Raw genomic sequence first — 16,407 nt, 5'->3', positions numbered from 1 at the left:
GATAACGTTACAGGATAAATACGGCATTTGAGAAGGATATTCGTTGTAGCGAACTCAAGCTCCGTCCCGCCCTCCCAACCCATACCGGCTCGGTCTCTAAGGTAGCGTTCTTGAATGGTCGTTATTGTCCTGTGCAAGAATGCCTGACTGTTCGACGGTTGCCCCCGCGAGGTGTCAAAGGCGAGAGGAAATCCCTGTGTAGGGCGTGTTGCGCGCCATCGGAACCACATCCGTCCCGGGCTTGCCCCGGCACCTCGCCGAAGCGGGAGGGTGGAGGCCCCGGGTCAGGCCCGGGGCGGTGCGAACCCGATGGGGCGCAACGTGCTTTACGCCAGACTGCCGTCTGCCTTGAGCATCGTCTTGCCGCGCAGGTAGGGGTGGAGGGCGTCGGGGAGGCGGACGGAGCCATCGGCCTGCTGGCCGTTTTCCAGCACCGCGATCAGGCAGCGGCCGACGGCGAGGCCGGAGCCGTTGAGCGTGTGCAGGAATTCGGGCTTGCCGCCGCCCTGCGGTTTGAAGCGGGCGTTCATGCGGCGGGCCTGAAAATCACCGCAGACCGAGACGGAAGAGATTTCGCGGTAGGCGTTCTGCCCCGGCAGCCAGACCTCGATGTCATGGGTGCGGCGCGCGCCAAAGCCCATGTCGCCGGTGCAAAGCACGATGGTGCGATAGGGCAAGCCAAGGCGTTCAAGGATGCCTTCGGCGCAGCCGGTCATGCGGTCCAACTCGGCGCGGCTATCCTCGGGGTGGGTGATCGAGACCATTTCGACCTTTTCGAACTGGTGCTGGCGCAGCATGCCGGCGGTGTCACGCCCGGCGCTACCGGCCTCGGAGCGGAAGCATTGGGTATGGGCCACGTAGCGGCGCGGCAGGGTGGCGGCATCGACTGTCTCGCCATTCACGATATTGGTCAGCGTCACCTCGGCGGTGGGCACCAGCCACCAGCCATTGGTGGTTTCATAGCTGTCTTCGCCGAATTTCGGCAATTGCCCGGTGCCCAGCATCATCTCGGGGCGCACCAGCACGGGCGTCCATGTCTCGGTCAGGCCGTTTTCCTCGATATGGGTGTCGAGCATGAACTGGGCCAAGGCGCGGTGCAGGCGGGCAATGCTGCCCGATAAGACGACAAAGCGCGCGCCGGAGAGTTTGGCCGCGGTTTCGAAATCCATCCCCGGAAGAACGCCGGTGATGTCGTAATGCTCTTTGGGCTGGAAATCGAAATGCGCGGGCGTGCCCCAGCGGCGCAGCTCGACATTGCCGCTCTCGTCCGCGCCATCGGGCACGTCGTCGAAGGGCAGGTTGGGCAGGGCCATCAGAAGGTCGGTGAGTTGCGCATCAAGCGCCTTGGCCTCGGCCTGCATCGCGGCCATTTCATCCTTTTTGGCAGAGACCAGCGCGCGCAGGCGTTCGAATTCGGCCTCGTCGCCGCGGCCCTTGGCGGCGCCGGCCTCTTTGCTGGCGCGGTTCTGGTCGGCCTGAGCGGTTTCGGCCGCGTGGATGCGGGCGCGCCGCGCCTCGTCGAGGGCGAGGATCTGGGGCGAGACCGGGGCCAGGCCGCGCCGCGCAAGGGCGGCGTCAAAGGCATCGGGGGTCTCGCGGATGGCGCGGATATCGTGCATGGCGCTGGTCCTCAAACCTAACTGTGAATCGCTTGGGCGGCGTTATGCACCAGAAACCGGGGCTGCGCCATGCTTTCGCGCCTTGCAAATGCCCCGCCTCGCGCCTAGGTTCCCCGGCAATTCGTGAACCCCTGTTCACGCCCCAAATAGAGGACACCCCATGGAAGCCTTTGGCCAGTTCATCCCGCTCATTCTGATCTTTGCGATCATGTATTTCCTGCTGATCCGTCCGCAACAGAAGAAGCTCAAGGAGCATAAGGCCATGATCGGCGCGCTGCGCCGGGGCGATCAGGTAGTGACGCAAGGCGGCCTCATCGGCAAGGTGTCCAAGGTCAAGGATGACAGCGAGATCGAGGTGGAACTCGCGGAAGGTATCAAGGTACGTGTGGTGCGCGCCACCATCGCACAGGTTCTGTCCAAGACCGAGCCCGCCGAGGGCTAAGCCCCCGGCCCCCTGCGAAAAAGCTCTGAAAGGGCGGGAAAATGCTGCAAATCGACCTGTGGAAACGCCTCTGTATCTGGGGGTTGGTGGCCCTTGGTCTGATGCTGGCCCTGCCGAACGGGTTTTATGACAGGGTAGAGCGGCATAACGATGCCGTGGCCGCTGTTGAGGCGGGACAGGACCCGGCCACGGTGGCTGAGGATCTGTCGCTCTGGCCTGATTGGATGCCGTCCAACCTTGTCAATCTGGGGCTCGACCTGCGTGGCGGTGCGCATCTCTTGGCCGAGGTCAAGGTCGAGGATGTGTATCAGGCGCGGGTTGAGGGCATGTGGCCCGAGGTGCGCGATCTCTTGCGCGAAGAGCGGGATCGCGTGGGGCCGATCCGGCTGCAACAGACCGAAGCGCCCGAGTTGCGGGTACGACTGGTCGAGCGGCCCGAGATGGCGTCCGAGGCGGCGGCATTGGTGCGGGGGCTGGCACGCCCCGTCACGGATCTATTGACCGGCGTCGGCGGTAACGACATCGACGTGACCACCGACGGCGCGGATGTCATCATTCGCCTCAGCGAGGCCGAACAGCGTGCCACCGACGACCGCACCGTGCGGCAATCGCTGGAAATCATCCGTCGCCGGATCGACGAGGTGGGCACGCGCGAGCCGACAATTCAGAGGCAAGGGGCGGACCGGATTCTGATTCAGGTGCCGGGGATCGGCAGTGCCGCCGAGTTGAAGGCGCTGATCGGGACCACGGCGCAACTGACCTTTCAGCCGGTCGTAAGCCGCGCGTCCAGTGCCGATGCACCGGCGGGGGCGGGTAACGAGGTATTGCCCGCGCTCGATGAGAGTGGGGTTTACTACATCCTCGAGCGTGCGCCAGTCGTGACCGGCGAGGAACTGGTCGATGCGCAGCCCGATTTCGACCAGAATGGCCGACCGGCGGTATCCTTCCGCTTCAATCCCACGGGCGCGCGCAAATTCGGCGATTACACGGCTGAAAACATCGGCAATCCCTTTGCCATCGTTCTCGATGGCGAGGTCATCAGTGCGCCAGTGATCCAGAGCCACATTCCCGGCGGATCGGGGATCATTACCGGCAATTTCAATGTCGAGGACAGCACGCAGCTTGCGGTGCTCCTGCGCGCAGGCGCGCTGCCTGCGGGGCTTGATTTCCTCGAAGAGCGCACGGTGGGCCCAGAACTGGGTGCCGATAGTATCGAGGCGGGCAAGCTGGCCTGTCTTGTCGCCTTTGCACTGGTGCTGGTCTACATGGTCCTGAGCTATGGCATCTTTGGCATTTTTGCAAATCTTGCCCTGATCGTGAACGTCGGTCTGATCTTTGGCCTGTTGAGTCTCATCGGCTCTACGTTGACCCTGCCGGGCATTGCCGGGATCGTGTTGACCATCGGGATGGCGGTGGATGCCAATGTGCTGGTGTTCGAGCGCATTCGTGAAGAGATGAAATCGGCCAAGGGGGCGGCGCGTGCGATTGATCTGGGTTATGAAAAGGCGATGAGCGCCATTGTGGACGCCAATATCACCACCTTCATGACCGCGCTCATCCTCTATGTCATGGGGTCTGGCCCGGTGCGCGGCTTTGCCATCACGCTGGGGCTGGGGATTGTGACCTCGGTCTTTACCGCGCTCTTTGTGACGCGGCTGATCACGGTCATGTGGTTCGAGCGCAAGCGACCCAAGACGGTCTTGACCGGGCGCAGTTTCCGGATCGTGCCGGAAACCACCTCTTGGGATTTTTTTGGTCGGTGGAAGCTGTGGTTGGGCATTTCCGGGGTCATGATCCTTGTGGCGCTGGGCTCTTTTGCGGTGCAGGGGCTAAATTTCGGCATTGATTTCAAGGGGGGAACCACGATCCGCACGCTCAGTGCCGAACCAGTTGATATTGGCACCTATCGCGGCGCGATCAACGATCTGGGGCTGGGCGATGTAAGTATCACCGAGGTATTCGACCCGACCTTTGGCCCCGAAGAGAATGTGGCGATGCTGCGGATACAGGCGCAGGACGAAGCCGAGAGCGTGACACCCGAGGTCATTACCGCGGTCGAGGCGGCGTTGCAGCAGGTGGTCCCGGATATTCAGTTCACCTCGGTCGAGAGCGTGGGGCCGAAGGTGTCGGGCGAGCTGATCCAAACGGCGGTGCTTGCCGTTGTCCTCGCGATCGGGGCGGTGTTGATCTACATCTGGATGCGCTTCGAGTGGCAATTCGCGGTGGGGGCGGTCATTGCGCTTGTGCATGACGTCGCGCTGACGGTGGGGGTCTTCTCGGAATTGCAGATCCAGTTCGATCTGGCGATCATCGCGGCCCTTTTGACGCTTGTCGGCTATTCACTGAACGATACGGTGGTGGTGTTCGACCGGGTGCGGGAGAACCTGCGCAAGTACAAGCAGAAGCCGTTGCGCGAGGTGCTCAACCTCTCGATCAACGAAACGCTGAGCCGAACCATGGTGACGTCGCTGACCACGCTGCTGGCCCTGCTGGCGCTCTATGTCCTTGGTGGTGACGTGATCCGGGGGTTTGTTTTCGCGATGATCTGGGGTGTGATCGTGGGCACCTATTCGTCAATCTTCGTGGCCAGCACGATCCTGATGTGGCTGGGTGTGAAGCGCGACTGGTCCAAGCCGGATGCCAACGCGGGCACGCAATTTGCCAATATAGATGCCTGAGACGCTGAGCGCGGTCTGGGCCACGCCGGGGCTACCATGGCTCTTGCTGGCGATTGCGTTGGCGGGGATCGTGCGCGGATTTACCGGGTTTGGCACGGCGCTGATCTTTGTGCCGGTGGCGGGAATATTCCTGCCGCCGGAGATCATCGTGGGGGTGATCACGCTAACGGGCATTGCCAGCACCTCTGCGCTGTTGCCGCGGGCGTGGTCACAGGCGGATCGGCGCGAGGTGGGCATCCTGGCGCTTGCGGCGCTCGTGACCGTGCCGCTCGGTCTGTGGCTCATGGCGCGGCTCGATCCGGTGAGCATTCGTTGGGTGGTCGCCGCTGTTGGAACCGTGACTTTGGCGGCGCTCATCACCGGGTGGCGGTTCTCGGGGCAGGTGGGACGCCCCATGCTGGTGGCGATTGGCGCGTTGGCTGGGGTGATCGGCGGGCTGACAGGATTGACAGGCCCGGTGGTGATCCTGTTCTACCTCGCCGGGCAAGCGGTGGCGCAATCGGTGCGGGCCAATACGATCCTCTTTCTGGCGGCGCTCGATGTGGTGATTGTGGTGAACCTGCTCTTGCGCGGGACGATCAATGGCCAGATTTTCCTTTTGGCGCTGATACTTGCGGTGCCTTACTTCATCACCTCGCTGTTCGGGCAATCGCTCTTTGACCCGCGTCACGAGCGGCTCTATCGTTGGGCGGCCTATGCTGTGATCGGTCTGGCCGTGGTGAGCGGTTTGCCGATCTGGGGGACGGAAGGATAAGCGATGCGGATGACGGAAATCAGCTTTGACGGGGCGACGCCGATTGACGGCTATGGTCCGGGGTTCTTTCGGGTGGCCGGGCAGGTGATGGAAGGGGCTATTCTGGTCACGCCCAAGGGCGCGCGCACATGGGGTGGCTATGACGATGCGGCATCGCTGCTGGCCCTCGCGCTGGAGGTCGATGTGATCTTTATCGGGACTGGAGCGGAAATAGCGCATATTCCCAAAAGGTTGCGCGATGATCTTGAAGCGGCAGGATTGGGCGTGGAGACGATGAATTCGCCCGCGGCCTGCCGAACGTATAATGTGCTTTTGTCCGAGGGGCGCCGGGTGGCGGTGGCGCTGCAACCGGTGTGACGATCCGCGCGCCGATGGTGCTTTTCCATGGTCTCGCATTGGGTTAAGCACAGCGCATGATGCTGCAAGTCTCTGATCTGACCATTGCGCGCGGCGGGATACCCGTGCTGGAAGGGGTGCGTTTCACGCTGACCCCGAGTCAGGCGCTTGTGGTGCGCGGGCCAAACGGGATTGGCAAGACCACGCTCTTGCGGACAATTGCGGGCTTGCAACCGCCGATTTCAGGCCTGATCGACGTGCCGCCTGAAAGTCTTGTTTATGCCGGGCATGCGGACGGGATAAAGGCGACGCTGACGGTTGCGGAGAACCTGAGTTTCTGGGCGCAAGTTTTTGGCAAAAAAGACTATTCCCAAGCAATTGAGGCGTTCAAGCTTGGCTCTCTCTCGACCCGTCCGGCGGGCGCGCTCTCGGCGGGGCAAAAGCGACGGCTGGGATTGGCGCGGCTTTTGGTGACGGGGCGGGCGATCTGGGTGCTGGATGAGCCGACCGTGTCGCTAGACACCGAGGCCGTGGCGATGTTCGCCCATGCCGTGCGTGCGCATCTGGCGACGGGAGGTATGGCGCTGATGGCGACGCATATCGACCTTGGGCTTAATGAGGCGCAGATGCTCGATGTTGGGGCGTTTAAGGCTAAGCCATTGTCGAATAGCGATTTTGATGGGGCGTTCCTGTGATTGCGTTGCTCCTCCGGGATATTCGTCTTGCGATGCGCGCGGGCGGCGGCTTTGGTCTCGGGCTGTCGTTTTTCCTGATTGTCGTGGTGCTGGTGCCCTTTGGCGTCGGGCCGCAAAGCGCGCTCTTGACGGTGATTGCGCCCGGTATCCTGTGGTTGGGGGCGCTACTCGCGTGTTTGCTGTCGCTCGACCGTATACTGGCCCTCGATTGGGAAGATGGGAGCCTTGACCTATTGGCCACCTCGCCCGTTCCGATGGAGGGGATCGTCAGCGTCAAGGCGTTGGCGCATTGGCTGACCACAGGCCTGCCATTGGTGGCGGCGGCTCCGGTGTTGGGTCTTTTACTCAACCTCTCAGAAGCGGGCTATAAGTGGTTGATTATATCCCTTTTTCTTGGAACGCCTGCGCTGAGTGTGATTGGCACGTTCGGTGCGGCGCTGACGGTCGGGCTCAAGCGTGGCGGTCTGCTCCTCAGCCTGCTTGTGCTGCCGCTCTATGTGCCTACATTGATTTTTGGGGCCGAGGTGGCGCGGCGCGGCGCGGAGGGGTTGGACGTAACCACCCCGCTCTTGATGCTGGCGGGGATCACCTGCGGCACCATCGCGCTTTTGCCTTTTGCCTCGGCTGCGGTATTGAGAGTGAACCTGCGCTGATGACACGGGAAATACGATGAACCTGAACGCATTCTGGGAATACGCCAATCCCAAGAAATTCATCCAGACCGCCGACTGGCTCTTGCCGTGGTTCGCGGGGCTGGCGGCGGTGACCTTGGTGAGCGGTCTTATCTGGGGGTTCTTCTTTACGCCTGCGGATTACCGTCAAGGGTCGACGGTAAAGATCATTTATTTACATGTGCCTAGCGCGCTAATGGCGATCAATGCCTGGCTCATGATGTTGATCACGTCGCTCATTTGGATTGTGCGCCGGCATCATGTGAGCGCGCTGGCGGCGCGGGCGGCGGCGCCGGTTGGCATAGTGATGACGGTCATCGCACTTGTTACAGGGGCGATCTGGGGGCAACCGATGTGGGGCACCTGGTGGGCGTGGGACCCACGCCTGACCAGCTTTCTCATCCTTTTTCTTTTTTATCTCGGGTACATAGCCCTGTGGGAAGCAATCGAGAATGACGACACGGCTGCGGATCTGACCAGTATTCTTTGCCTTGTCGGATCGGTTTTTGCCCTGCTCAGCCGTTATGCGGTCAATTTCTGGAACCAGGGGTTGCATCAGGGGGCGTCGCTCAGCCTCGACAAGGAGGAGAATGTGGCGGATGTGTTCTGGTATCCGCTGCTGGTTTGCATGGCGGGATTTGTATTTCTTTTCATAGCCTTGGTGTTGATGCGGACGCGAACGGAAATTCGCGCGCGGCGGATGCGGGCGCTCTTGGCGCGCGAAAGGATGGGGGCATGATGCCGGATTTGGGGAAATACGCAGAGGCGGTCTTGTCGTCTTATGCAGTGTCGATCCTGATGATCGTGGTGCTGGTGCTGCTGAGCGTGCGCCGGTCCAATCGCGTGAAGAAAGAGCTGCAAGATGTTGAAAGCAAGGTGAAATCCAATGGCTAAACTTTCCCCCATGATGGTGTTGCCGCTGGTGATCTTTGCCGGATTTGCCGGGCTCGCCTTTGTCGGGTTGCAGCGGGACAACCCCAACGAGCTGCCCTCGGCGCTGGCCGGTAAGGCGGCACCGGCGGTGGTCGTGACACCGCTTGGCGATGGAAAAACATTTTCTGACAGTGACTTGCGCGACGGAACGGTCAAGCTGGTGAACTATTGGGCAAGTTGGTGTGCGCCCTGTCGGGTAGAGCATCCCAACCTTGAGAAACTGGCCAGGGACGGGATCACGATTTACGGTGTGAACTACAAGGACAAGGCCGATAACGCGTTGAATTTCCTGAAGGAACTTGGGAATCCCTATGCCGCCCTGGGGGCGGACGAATCCGGGCGGATGGCGCTGGATTGGGGCGTCTATGGCGTGCCCGAGACCTATGTCATTGATGGCAAAGGCAATATCGTGCTGCGCTTTGCCGGGCCGATCACCGAGCGGGTTATGCAGACCACGATCCTGCCTGCGATTGAGGCGGCGCGTTAGGGCGTAGTGGCCCAAGTGCGCGACCTTACGGTTTGTAAGGTTTGTAAGCAGATTTTGTAAGCTCCGGTGGTGCCCGTCATTGCGGTGCCGCACACTCTTGCGCGCTGGTCATTGCGGGCAGCGGGCAGGCGGTTTGCTTGGGATTGTCGCCATAGGCCCCATAGACAGCAAGCAGGCTGATCAGCCCGGCCTGGGCGAGGATGAGTGCGGTGGTGCGCATGATTTACCCTTTCTCAATCTCCTGCCCTCAAGATTGGGGTGCGGGCATCACGGAAAAAGGGGAATCACCTCACGATGGCATCAGGAGCGCGGGACCGGCGGGGAATGGCCGGAAATTGGGCGTCGCAGGCGGAACTCTGCGCAGGACATGAAAAAGGCGGCCCGGATGAGGGGCCGCCCTGGTGATGAGACCGCGGGGTTTATCAGGCCGCGGATTTGGCGAGGTTGCGCAGCACGTAATGCAGCACGCCGCCATGCTCGATATATTCGATCTCGATCGCGGTATCGATCCGGCATTTGAGCGTGATCGTTTTGGCCGTGCCATCGGCATAGGTGATGGTGCAGGGCGCCTCGGCCAGCGGTTTGATCGTATCGAGGCCCGAAATGGCCACGGTTTCCTCGCCGGTCAGGCCCAGCGTCTTGCGCGAGTCGCCGCCGGTGAATTCGAACGGGATGACGCCCATGCCCACGAGGTTGGAGCGGTGGATACGCTCGAAACTCTCGGCGATCACGGCCTTGACCCCAAGAAGCGCCGTGCCCTTGGCCGCCCAGTCGCGGCTCGAGCCCGCGCCATATTGTTCGCCACCAAAGATCACCAGCGGCGTGCCCGCCTCCTGATAGGCCATGGAGGCGTCAAAGATCGAGGTCTGCGCGCCGTCCGGGCCCTTGGTATAGCCGCCCTCGACCCCATCCAGCATCTCGTTGCGGATGCGGATATTGGCGAAGGTGCCGCGCATCATCACCTCGTGATTGCCGCGCCGCGAGCCGTAGGAGTTGAACTCGCGCACGGGCACCTGACGCTCTGTCAGGTATTTGCCGGCGGGGGTGGTTTCCTTGAAGGAGCCTGCGGGCGAGATGTGGTCGGTCGTGACCATATCGCCCAAGAGCGCCAGCACGCGCGCGCCGGAAATGTTGGAGATGGTGCCCGGCTCTTTGGCCATGCCTTTGAAATAGGGCGGGTTTTGCACATAGGTCGATTGCGCGGGCCAATCATAGGTTTCGCCTTCGGAGGTCTCGACCGCCTGCCACATCTCGTCGCCCTTGAAGACATCGGCATATTTCGACTGGAACGCCTCGCGCGTCACCGTGCGCTCGACCAGTTCGGCGATCTCTTTTTGGCTGGGCCAGATGTCCTTGAGATAGACGGGGTTGCCGTCCTTGTCGGTGCCCAAGGGTTCGGTGGTGAGGTCGATGTTCATGTCGCCCGCGATGGCATAGGCCACGACGAGCGGCGGGGAGGCGAGGTAGTTGGCGCGCACGTCGGGGGAAATGCGCCCCTCGAAATTGCGGTTGCCCGAGAGCACGGAGGTGGCCATGAGATCGCCTTCGGCGATGGCCTCGGAGATTTCCTTTTGCAGCGGGCCGGAGTTGCCGATGCAGGTGGTGCAGCCATAACCCACGAGGTTGAAGCCGATGGCATCGAGATCCTCTTGCAGACCGGCGGCCTCGAGATAGGCCGAGACGACTTGCGAGCCGGGGGCAAGCGAGGTCTTGACCCAAGGCTTGCGGTTGAGGCCAAGCGCGCGCGCCTTGCGGGCGACGAGGCCCGCGCCGATCATCACATAGGGGTTGGAGGTGTTGGTGCAGGAGGTGATCGAGGCGATCACAACCGAGCCGTCACGGATGGTATAGTCTTCGCCCTTGACCTTGACCGATTTGCGCGGGTCGGCGGCGACGGCCGTGGCCGGGCCTTCGGCGGCCATGTCGGCGGCGGCGGGGCTGGCATCCTTGCCGCGATATTGCGACACGACGTCAAGGAAGGCCGCGGCGGATTTGTCGAGGGTGACGTAATCCTGCGGGCGTTTCGGCCCCGAGATGGCGGGCACGATGCTGCCCATGTCGAGATGCAGCGTGTCGGTGTAGACGGGGGCGTAATCCGCGCCGCGCCAGAAGCCGTTTTCCTTGGCATAGGCCTCGACCAGCGCGACGCGCGCCTCGTCGCGCCCGGTGTTGCGCAGGTAGCGCAGGGTTTCATCGTCGATCGGGAAGAAGCCGCAGGTGGCGCCGTATTCCGGGGCCATGTTGGCGATGGTGGCGCGATCCGCCAGCGGCAGGTGATCGAGCCCCGCGCCGTAGAATTCGACGAATTTGCCGACCACGCCCTTTTTGCGCAGCAGTTCCACGACCTTGAGCACGAGGTCGGTGCCAGTCGTGCCCTCGACCATGCGGCCGGTCAGTTCAAAACCGACGACCTCTGGGATGAGCATGGAAATCGGTTGACCCAGCATCGCGGCCTCGGCCTCGATCCCGCCCACGCCCCAGCCAAGGACGGCCATGCCGTTGACCATGGTGGTGTGGCTGTCGGTACCGACAAGCGTATCGGGATAGGCGACGGTCTGGCCGTGCTGGTCGGTGTCGGTCCAGACGGTCTGGGCCAGGTATTCGAGATTGACCTGGTGACAGATGCCGGTGCCCGGCGGCACCACGCGGAAATTGTTGAACGCCCCCTGGCCCCATTTCAGGAACTGGTAGCGCTCCATGTTGCGTTCGTATTCGCGGTCGACGTTCATCTGGAACGCGCGCGGATTGCCGAATTCGTCGATCATCACCGAGTGGTCGATGACGAGGTCCACGGGATTGAGCGGGTTGATCTGCTGGGCATCCCCGCCGAGGGCCACGATGCCATCGCGCATGGCGGCAAGGTCCACCACCGCCGGAACGCCGGTGAAATCCTGCATCAGCACGCGCGCCGGGCGATACGCCAGTTCGCGATTGGCGCTGCCGCCATTCGCCGCCCATTCGGAGAAGGCGCGGATGTCATCGAGCGAAACGGTCTTGCCATCCTCAAACCGCAGCATGTTTTCCAGCACCACCTTGAGCGCGGCGGGCAGGCGCGAGAAATCGCCAAGCCCGGCCTCTTCGGCGGCCGTGATCGAATAATAGGCGACGGTCTGGTCACCGATGGTGAGGGTCTTGCGGGTCTTGGCGCTGTCTTGTCCGACGCTGATGGGCATGGGCCGTCCTTTCATGGTCGAGGCTGGATCACTTGATCCTGCTTCTGACCGATTTGAAACGCTCGATCAAGAGGGGTGCGAGAATATTTGTATACTATTGCACACAATTGATCGATATTTCAGTAAATCACCTGTGACTCTCGAAACGTTGATTGGTTTTTGCGTGCCACGCGGCCTAAATACGAAGAGGCGCGGATATGATATGATCCGACTGTGACCAAGCACACCGAACGGGAAGACGAACGATATGCGACAACTGGCGGCGAGCGTAATCGTGGGGCTTTTGTCCCTTTGGGCGGTGCAGGCGGGCGCGCAAGAGCGGCCTGTGGTGGTAGAGCTGTTTACGTCGCAGGGCTGTTCCTCTTGTCCGCCCGCAGATGCCTATTTTCAGGACCTCGCCGCGCGGAAGGATGTGGTCGCACTCTCGCTGCATGTGGATTATTGGGACTACATCGGCTGGGAGGACAGTTTCGGCAGCCCCGACAACAGTGCCCGGCAGCGCGGATATGCCAAGGCGGCTGAGCGCAAGATGGTCTACACGCCGCAGATGATCATCAACGGGGCCGATCATGTCGTGGGCACGCGGTTCGAGGATGTCGAGGCGCTGATCGCCAAGCACCGGGAGCCGGGCCAAAACGGCATTGCTGTCGAGGTGACGCGGGACGAGGAGCGGGTGCAGATCGCGGCGCGGGCCGAGCCTGCGCGCAGCATGCCGCTTTCGGTTCAGTTGGTGCGCTATATTCCCGAGGAAACGGTCGCCATCGAACATGGCGAGAATGCGGGGAAAACCATCACCTATGCCAATATCGTAACGGAAATGACGCCGCTTACGGTCTGGGACAGCCGTGAACCGCTGGCGCTGGATTTTACGCTGGCGCGCGAAGACAAGGCGATTGTGCTGTTTCAGTATGTGGATTTCGGAACGATCGAGGCGGTCGCGCATCTGCGCTGAGGGCGCGCGCCGGGACTGCGCGGTGATACTGAGTATTTTGGGAACGATGAAGCCTGCGGGTTTTGCCGCAGGCGGGCGGGGTTATCCGCCCGTGTGGCTCATGTGGCGCGAGACGCGGCCATCGACGGTCTGGCGCGAATAGTCGAAATCGTGCCCCTTGGGTTTGCGGGTGATCGCCGCGCGAATGGCCTCTTCCAGCATGGCGTCGCTGGCGGGATTGTTGCGCAGGGGCGCGCGCAGATCGGCCATATCCTCTTGGCCGAGGCACATGTAAAGCTCGCCGGTGCAGGTGAGGCGCACGCGGTTGCAGCTTTCGCAGAAATTATGCGTGAGCGGCGTGATGAAGCCGATTTTCTGGCCGGTTTCCTCAAGGCGCACATAGCGGGCGGGGCCGCCGCTGCGCTCGGTCAATTCGGTGAGGGTAAAGCGTTCGCGCAAGCGCGCGCGCAGATCGGAGAGTTTCCAGTATTGGCCCAAGCGGTCCTCATTGCCGATGTCGCCCATTGGCATGACTTCGATAAAGGTGAGGTCCATGTCGCGCGACGCGCACCATTCGGTCAGGGTGAACAGTTCGTCCTCGTTGAAGCCCTTGAGCGCCACGGTGTTGATCTTGACGCGCAGCCCGGCATTTTGGGCGGCGTCGATGCCCTTGATCACTTGGGCCAAGCGGCCCCAACGGGTGATGTCGGCGAATTTCTGATCATCGAGCGTGTCGAGCGAGATATTCACCCGGCGCACGCCTGCGGCATAGAGATCGCCCGCGAAGCGTTCCATCTGGCTGCCGTTGGTGGTGAGGGTCAGTTCCTTGAGTGCGCCCGTCGCCAGATGGCGGGTCATCGCGTCGAAGAAGGTCATGATGCCCTTGCGCACCAGCGGTTCGCCGCCGGTGATGCGCAGTTTCTGCACCCCCATGCGCACGAATGTCGAGCAGAGCCTGTCCAGTTCCTCGAGCGTGAGCAATTCGCGCTTGGGCAGGAAGGTCATGTTCTCGGACATGCAATAGACGCAGCGGAAATCGCAGCGGTCTGTCACGGAGACACGCAGGTAAGAGATGGCGCGCTGGAACGGGTCTATCAGAGGTGCTGTCATGGCGTAAATCTAGGCGGGGGGGCGAGGCGGGGCAAGGGACAAGTTGGCCGTTGAAGGGGCAAGTTCGGGAGGGTAGGGTGGACAAATGAGACATTTGATCATGATCTTGAGCGTTCTGGCGGTTTCGGGCTGTGCGCAGGTGGAGCGGGTCTTTGGCCCGCGTGCGGAGCCGGTGCCCGAAGTGGTGGTGCCGATGACGCCCGAAACGCTGGATGCAACAACGCCCGCCGAGCGCAAGGCGGCGCGTGTTGAGGCGGCGACTGCACCTGCGGGCGCGCTGGGCACGACCGTGGCCTCGCTTGGATCGCCGGCTGAGCCGGGGCTCTGGCTCAAGACGCCGCTCGTTGATGCGCCGGGGCGTGGCCGGGTGGATTATGCGCCGACCGGGCAATCGGTGGCGGTGGACCTCATCCCGCTTGCGGCCGAGCGCGGCGCGGGAAGCCAATTGTCGCTGGCGGGGTTCCGGGCCTTGGGGGCGGCGCTGACGGCGCTGCCGGAGTTGCAGGTATACCGGCTGGCCGAGTAGGGCCTGTGCATTTTCCTTTGTAATTCGGGCGGGGTCGCTCTATCCGCTGGCATGAAGCGGCGAGGGAGCAGGCATGCGCACGGTGGTATTCGATCTGGATGGAACGCTTGCGGATACGAGCGGCGATTTGCTGGCGGCGGCCAATGCCTGTTTTCGCGATATGGGCGCGGGCGATCTCTTGACGCTGCAAACCGATACCGGCGTGGCCCTGCGCGGCGGGCGCGCGATGCTGCGGTTGGGGATGGAGCGGCTGGGCCGGGCCGGGGATGAGGCCACGATAGACCGCTATTACCCGGTGCTGCTGGAGGCCTATGCGCAGGCGATTGACGTGCACACGGTGCTCTATCCCGGTGCCATGGCGGCGGTGGAGTGTCTGAGCGCGGAGGGCTACCGCGTGGCGATCTGCACCAACAAGCCCGAGCGTCTGGCGCGTATCCTGCTGGAGCGGTTGGGGGTGCTCGGCGCGTTTCAGGCGCTGACCGGCGCCGATACGCTGGCGGTGCGCAAGCCCGACCCCGAGCATCTGCGCGAAACGGTGCGACGGGCGGGGGGCGATCCGGCCCGCGCGCTGATGGTGGGGGATACGGTGACGGATCACGATACCGCGCGGGCGGCGGGGGTGCCCTCGGTGCTGGTGGGGTTCGGCCCCGGCGGGGCAGCGGTGGCGGCGCTGAAGCCCGAGGCCGTGATCGCGCATTACGACGAATTGCCTGGCGTGGTGCGGCGTCTTATCGGCTGAGCCGCAGGGCGGTTTCGGGTTTTCTGAAGGAAGGTGGGGCCGGGCCGCAAAGCCATTGACGCAAGGCCGGGTGCGCCCCACAACAAGGGCATGACAGAGAGATTCACAGGCAATTTCACGCAACAGGAACCGATCCCCGAAGAGGGAATCGCGGCGGCGCTCGACGTGCTGCGGTCGGGCCGGTTGCATCGGTATAACCTTGTGGGCGAGGAGGCGGGCGAGGTGGCCGCCCTCGAACGCGAATTCGCGGACTATACTGGCGCGCGCTATGCCTTGGCCGTCACCTCGGGCGGTTATGCCATGGCCACGGCGCTGCGCGCGCTGGGGGTGGGGCCGGGGGACAGGGTGTTGACCAATGCCTTTACGCTTGCCCCTGTGCCCGGCTCGATTGCCAGTGTGGGGGCGGTGCCGGTCTTTGTGGGTGTCACCGAGGCGCTGACGATTGATCTGGAGGACCTGGCGGCCAAGGTGGACGAGGCCAAGGTGCTGATGCTGAGCCATATGCGCGGGCATCTGGCGGATATGGATGCGCTGATGGCGATTTGTGACGAGGCCGGTGTCACCGTGATCGAGGATTGCGCGCATACGATGGGGGCGGCGTGGCGCGGTATCCCTTCGGGGCGCTGGGGCAAGATCGGGTGTTATTCCACCCAGACCTACAAGCATATGAATTCCGGCGAGGGCGGGTTCCTGATCACCGACGATGACGAGGTGATGGCGCGGGCGGTGATCCTGTCGGGGTCCTACATGCTCTATGCGCGCCACGGCGTCGTGCCGCCTGCAGAGGTGTTCGAGCGGGTCAAATACGACACGCCCAACGTGTCGGGGCGGATGGACCATCTGCGCGCGGCGATTCTGAGGCCGCAATTGCGCGCGCTGGACGCGCAATGCGACAAGTGGAACGCGCGGTACCGCGTGGTCGAGGAGGGCCTGCGCGGCACGCCGGGGTTGATGGTGGTGGAGCGCGCAGAGGCGGAGCGCTATGTCGGCTCGTCCATCCAGTTCCTGTTGCTGGATTGGGACGGCGGGCGGATCGCCGAGGTCTTGAAGCGCTGCCTGTCGCGCGGCGTCGAGTTGAAATGGTTTGGCGGGGCGGAGCCTGTGGGCTTTACCAGCCGCTATGACAGCTGGCGCTATGCGCCGTCCGCGCCGATGCCCAAGAGCGACCGCATCCTGCGTGGCATAGTCGATATGCGCCTGCCGCTGACCTTTAGCCTGGAAGATTGCGCGCAGATCGCACGGATCATCCGGGCCGAAGTGGGGGCGGTGTATCAGGCGCAGGGCGCGTAAGGGGGCGTTTGGTCGAGAATGGG

At 62.7% G+C, this 16,407-nt stretch carries 17 protein-coding genes; 13 read left to right on the top strand and 4 right to left on the bottom strand.

The window, feature by feature from the left end; translation table 11 throughout:
• Positions 1–326: 326 nt before the first annotated feature.
• The gene (serS, locus tag AACZ65_RS07235) at positions 327–1,619 is read right to left on the bottom strand and encodes a serine--tRNA ligase (RefSeq protein ID WP_339669422.1); all 1,293 of its coding nucleotides are present in this window, start codon (positions 1,617–1,619) and stop codon (positions 327–329) included.
• Positions 1,620–1,779: 160 nt separating this feature from the next.
• On the opposite strand from serS, the gene yajC reads away from it, so the two are divergent.
• From yajC to AACZ65_RS07190, 9 genes are read left to right on the top strand one after another with little or no spacing between them, the layout of a single operon-like run.
• The gene (gene yajC / locus AACZ65_RS07230; RefSeq protein WP_037269181.1) at positions 1,780–2,061 is read left to right on the top strand and encodes a preprotein translocase subunit YajC; all 282 of its coding nucleotides are present in this window, start codon (positions 1,780–1,782) and stop codon (positions 2,059–2,061) included.
• A 41-nt stretch (positions 2,062–2,102) separates the two neighbouring features.
• Positions 2,103–4,739: a protein translocase subunit SecD gene (gene secD / locus AACZ65_RS07225; protein ID WP_339669420.1), complete on the top strand. Its 2,637-nt coding sequence runs from the start codon at positions 2,103–2,105 to the stop codon at positions 4,737–4,739.
• A complete protein-coding gene (locus tag AACZ65_RS07220; RefSeq protein ID WP_037269185.1) occupies positions 4,732–5,493 on the top strand; it encodes a sulfite exporter TauE/SafE family protein in 762 nt (253 codons plus the stop codon). The genes secD and AACZ65_RS07220 overlap by 8 nt, the downstream gene beginning before the upstream one ends.
• A 3-nt stretch (positions 5,494–5,496) precedes the next feature.
• Positions 5,497–5,850, top strand: coding sequence for an Mth938-like domain-containing protein (locus AACZ65_RS07215; protein ID WP_339669417.1), 354 nt, complete (start codon positions 5,497–5,499; stop codon positions 5,848–5,850).
• Between the two features lie 56 nt (positions 5,851–5,906).
• On the top strand, positions 5,907–6,524 hold the full coding sequence (gene ccmA / locus AACZ65_RS07210) for a heme ABC exporter ATP-binding protein CcmA (RefSeq protein WP_339669416.1): 618 nt from the start codon (positions 5,907–5,909) through the stop codon (positions 6,522–6,524).
• Positions 6,521–7,177, top strand: coding sequence for a heme exporter protein CcmB (gene ccmB, locus AACZ65_RS07205; RefSeq protein WP_339669413.1), 657 nt, complete (start codon positions 6,521–6,523; stop codon positions 7,175–7,177). The genes ccmA and ccmB overlap by 4 nt, the downstream gene beginning before the upstream one ends.
• Before the next feature lie 16 nt (positions 7,178–7,193).
• Positions 7,194–7,934, top strand: coding sequence for a heme ABC transporter permease (locus AACZ65_RS07200; protein WP_339669411.1), 741 nt, complete (start codon positions 7,194–7,196; stop codon positions 7,932–7,934).
• Positions 7,931–8,089, top strand: coding sequence for a heme exporter protein CcmD (gene ccmD / locus AACZ65_RS07195; protein WP_339669409.1), 159 nt, complete (start codon positions 7,931–7,933; stop codon positions 8,087–8,089). The genes AACZ65_RS07200 and ccmD overlap by 4 nt, the downstream gene beginning before the upstream one ends.
• A complete protein-coding gene (locus tag AACZ65_RS07190; protein ID WP_339669407.1) occupies positions 8,082–8,615 on the top strand; it encodes a DsbE family thiol:disulfide interchange protein in 534 nt (177 codons plus the stop codon). The genes ccmD and AACZ65_RS07190 overlap by 8 nt, the downstream gene beginning before the upstream one ends.
• 76 nt (positions 8,616–8,691) lie before the next feature.
• Here the strand turns inward: AACZ65_RS07190 and AACZ65_RS07185 are convergent, their stop codons facing one another.
• Both AACZ65_RS07185 and acnA read right to left on the bottom strand, forming a co-directional pair.
• A complete protein-coding gene (locus tag AACZ65_RS07185) occupies positions 8,692–8,835 on the bottom strand; it encodes a hypothetical protein (protein WP_339669405.1) in 144 nt (47 codons plus the stop codon).
• A 202-nt stretch (positions 8,836–9,037) separates the two neighbouring features.
• Positions 9,038–11,788, bottom strand: coding sequence for an aconitate hydratase AcnA (gene acnA, locus AACZ65_RS07180; RefSeq protein ID WP_339669403.1), 2,751 nt, complete (start codon positions 11,786–11,788; stop codon positions 9,038–9,040).
• Positions 11,789–12,035: 247 nt separating this feature from the next.
• Between acnA and AACZ65_RS07175 the strand changes: the two genes are divergently transcribed.
• Complete coding sequence (locus tag AACZ65_RS07175; protein ID WP_037269199.1) at positions 12,036–12,740, top strand: DUF1223 domain-containing protein; 705 nt, start codon at positions 12,036–12,038, stop codon at positions 12,738–12,740.
• An 81-nt stretch (positions 12,741–12,821) separates the two neighbouring features.
• Here AACZ65_RS07175 and moaA read toward each other — a convergent pair whose 3' ends face one another.
• Complete coding sequence (moaA, locus tag AACZ65_RS07170) at positions 12,822–13,829, bottom strand: GTP 3',8-cyclase MoaA (protein ID WP_339669399.1); 1,008 nt, start codon at positions 13,827–13,829, stop codon at positions 12,822–12,824.
• A gap of 100 nt (positions 13,830–13,929) precedes the next feature.
• Here moaA and AACZ65_RS07165 point away from each other — a divergent pair, with 100 nt between their 5' ends.
• The 3 genes from AACZ65_RS07165 to AACZ65_RS07155 all read left to right on the top strand — a co-directional run bounded on the left by AACZ65_RS07165 (position 13,930) and on the right by AACZ65_RS07155 (position 16,384).
• Positions 13,930–14,355, top strand: a complete 426-nt coding sequence (locus tag AACZ65_RS07165) for a hypothetical protein (protein ID WP_339669397.1) — start codon at positions 13,930–13,932, stop codon at positions 14,353–14,355.
• 73 nt (positions 14,356–14,428) lie between these two features.
• On the top strand, positions 14,429–15,094 hold the full coding sequence (locus AACZ65_RS07160; RefSeq protein ID WP_339669395.1) for an HAD-IIIA family hydrolase: 666 nt from the start codon (positions 14,429–14,431) through the stop codon (positions 15,092–15,094).
• A gap of 90 nt (positions 15,095–15,184) precedes the next feature.
• On the top strand, positions 15,185–16,384 hold the full coding sequence (locus AACZ65_RS07155; RefSeq protein WP_339669393.1) for a DegT/DnrJ/EryC1/StrS family aminotransferase: 1,200 nt from the start codon (positions 15,185–15,187) through the stop codon (positions 16,382–16,384).
• The last annotated feature ends 23 nt before the right edge of the window (positions 16,385–16,407 follow it).

Source organism: uncultured Roseovarius sp. (genome assembly GCF_963972555.1).
Lineage (GTDB): Bacteria > Pseudomonadota > Alphaproteobacteria > Rhodobacterales > Rhodobacteraceae > Roseovarius > Roseovarius mucosus.
Note: the sequence above shows the minus strand (reverse complement) of the source record. Positions and strands in the feature narration are given on the sequence as shown.

Bases quoted from the DNA above. Each gene is read 5' to 3' on its own strand.
- serS (WP_339669422.1), bottom strand. From the start codon at position 1,619: ATGCACGATATCCGCGCCATCCGCGAGACCCCCGATGCCTTTGACGCC.
- yajC (WP_037269181.1), top strand. From the start codon at position 1,780: ATGGAAGCCTTTGGCCAGTTCATCCCGCTCATTCTGATCTTTGCGATC.
- secD (WP_339669420.1), top strand. From the start codon at position 2,103: ATGCTGCAAATCGACCTGTGGAAACGCCTCTGTATCTGGGGGTTGGTG.
- AACZ65_RS07220 (WP_037269185.1), top strand. From the start codon at position 4,732: ATGCCTGAGACGCTGAGCGCGGTCTGGGCCACGCCGGGGCTACCATGG.
- AACZ65_RS07215 (WP_339669417.1), top strand. From the start codon at position 5,497: ATGCGGATGACGGAAATCAGCTTTGACGGGGCGACGCCGATTGACGGC.
- ccmA (WP_339669416.1), top strand. From the start codon at position 5,907: ATGATGCTGCAAGTCTCTGATCTGACCATTGCGCGCGGCGGGATACCC.
- AACZ65_RS07200 (WP_339669411.1), top strand. From the start codon at position 7,194: ATGAACCTGAACGCATTCTGGGAATACGCCAATCCCAAGAAATTCATC.
- ccmD (WP_339669409.1), top strand. From the start codon at position 7,931: ATGATGCCGGATTTGGGGAAATACGCAGAGGCGGTCTTGTCGTCTTAT.
- AACZ65_RS07190 (WP_339669407.1), top strand. From the start codon at position 8,082: ATGGCTAAACTTTCCCCCATGATGGTGTTGCCGCTGGTGATCTTTGCC.
- AACZ65_RS07185 (WP_339669405.1), bottom strand. From the start codon at position 8,835: ATGCGCACCACCGCACTCATCCTCGCCCAGGCCGGGCTGATCAGCCTG.
- acnA (WP_339669403.1), bottom strand. From the start codon at position 11,788: ATGCCCATCAGCGTCGGACAAGACAGCGCCAAGACCCGCAAGACCCTC.
- AACZ65_RS07175 (WP_037269199.1), top strand. From the start codon at position 12,036: ATGCGACAACTGGCGGCGAGCGTAATCGTGGGGCTTTTGTCCCTTTGG.
- moaA (WP_339669399.1), bottom strand. From the start codon at position 13,829: ATGACAGCACCTCTGATAGACCCGTTCCAGCGCGCCATCTCTTACCTG.
- AACZ65_RS07165 (WP_339669397.1), top strand. From the start codon at position 13,930: ATGATCTTGAGCGTTCTGGCGGTTTCGGGCTGTGCGCAGGTGGAGCGG.
- AACZ65_RS07160 (WP_339669395.1), top strand. From the start codon at position 14,429: ATGCGCACGGTGGTATTCGATCTGGATGGAACGCTTGCGGATACGAGC.
- AACZ65_RS07155 (WP_339669393.1), top strand. From the start codon at position 15,185: ATGACAGAGAGATTCACAGGCAATTTCACGCAACAGGAACCGATCCCC.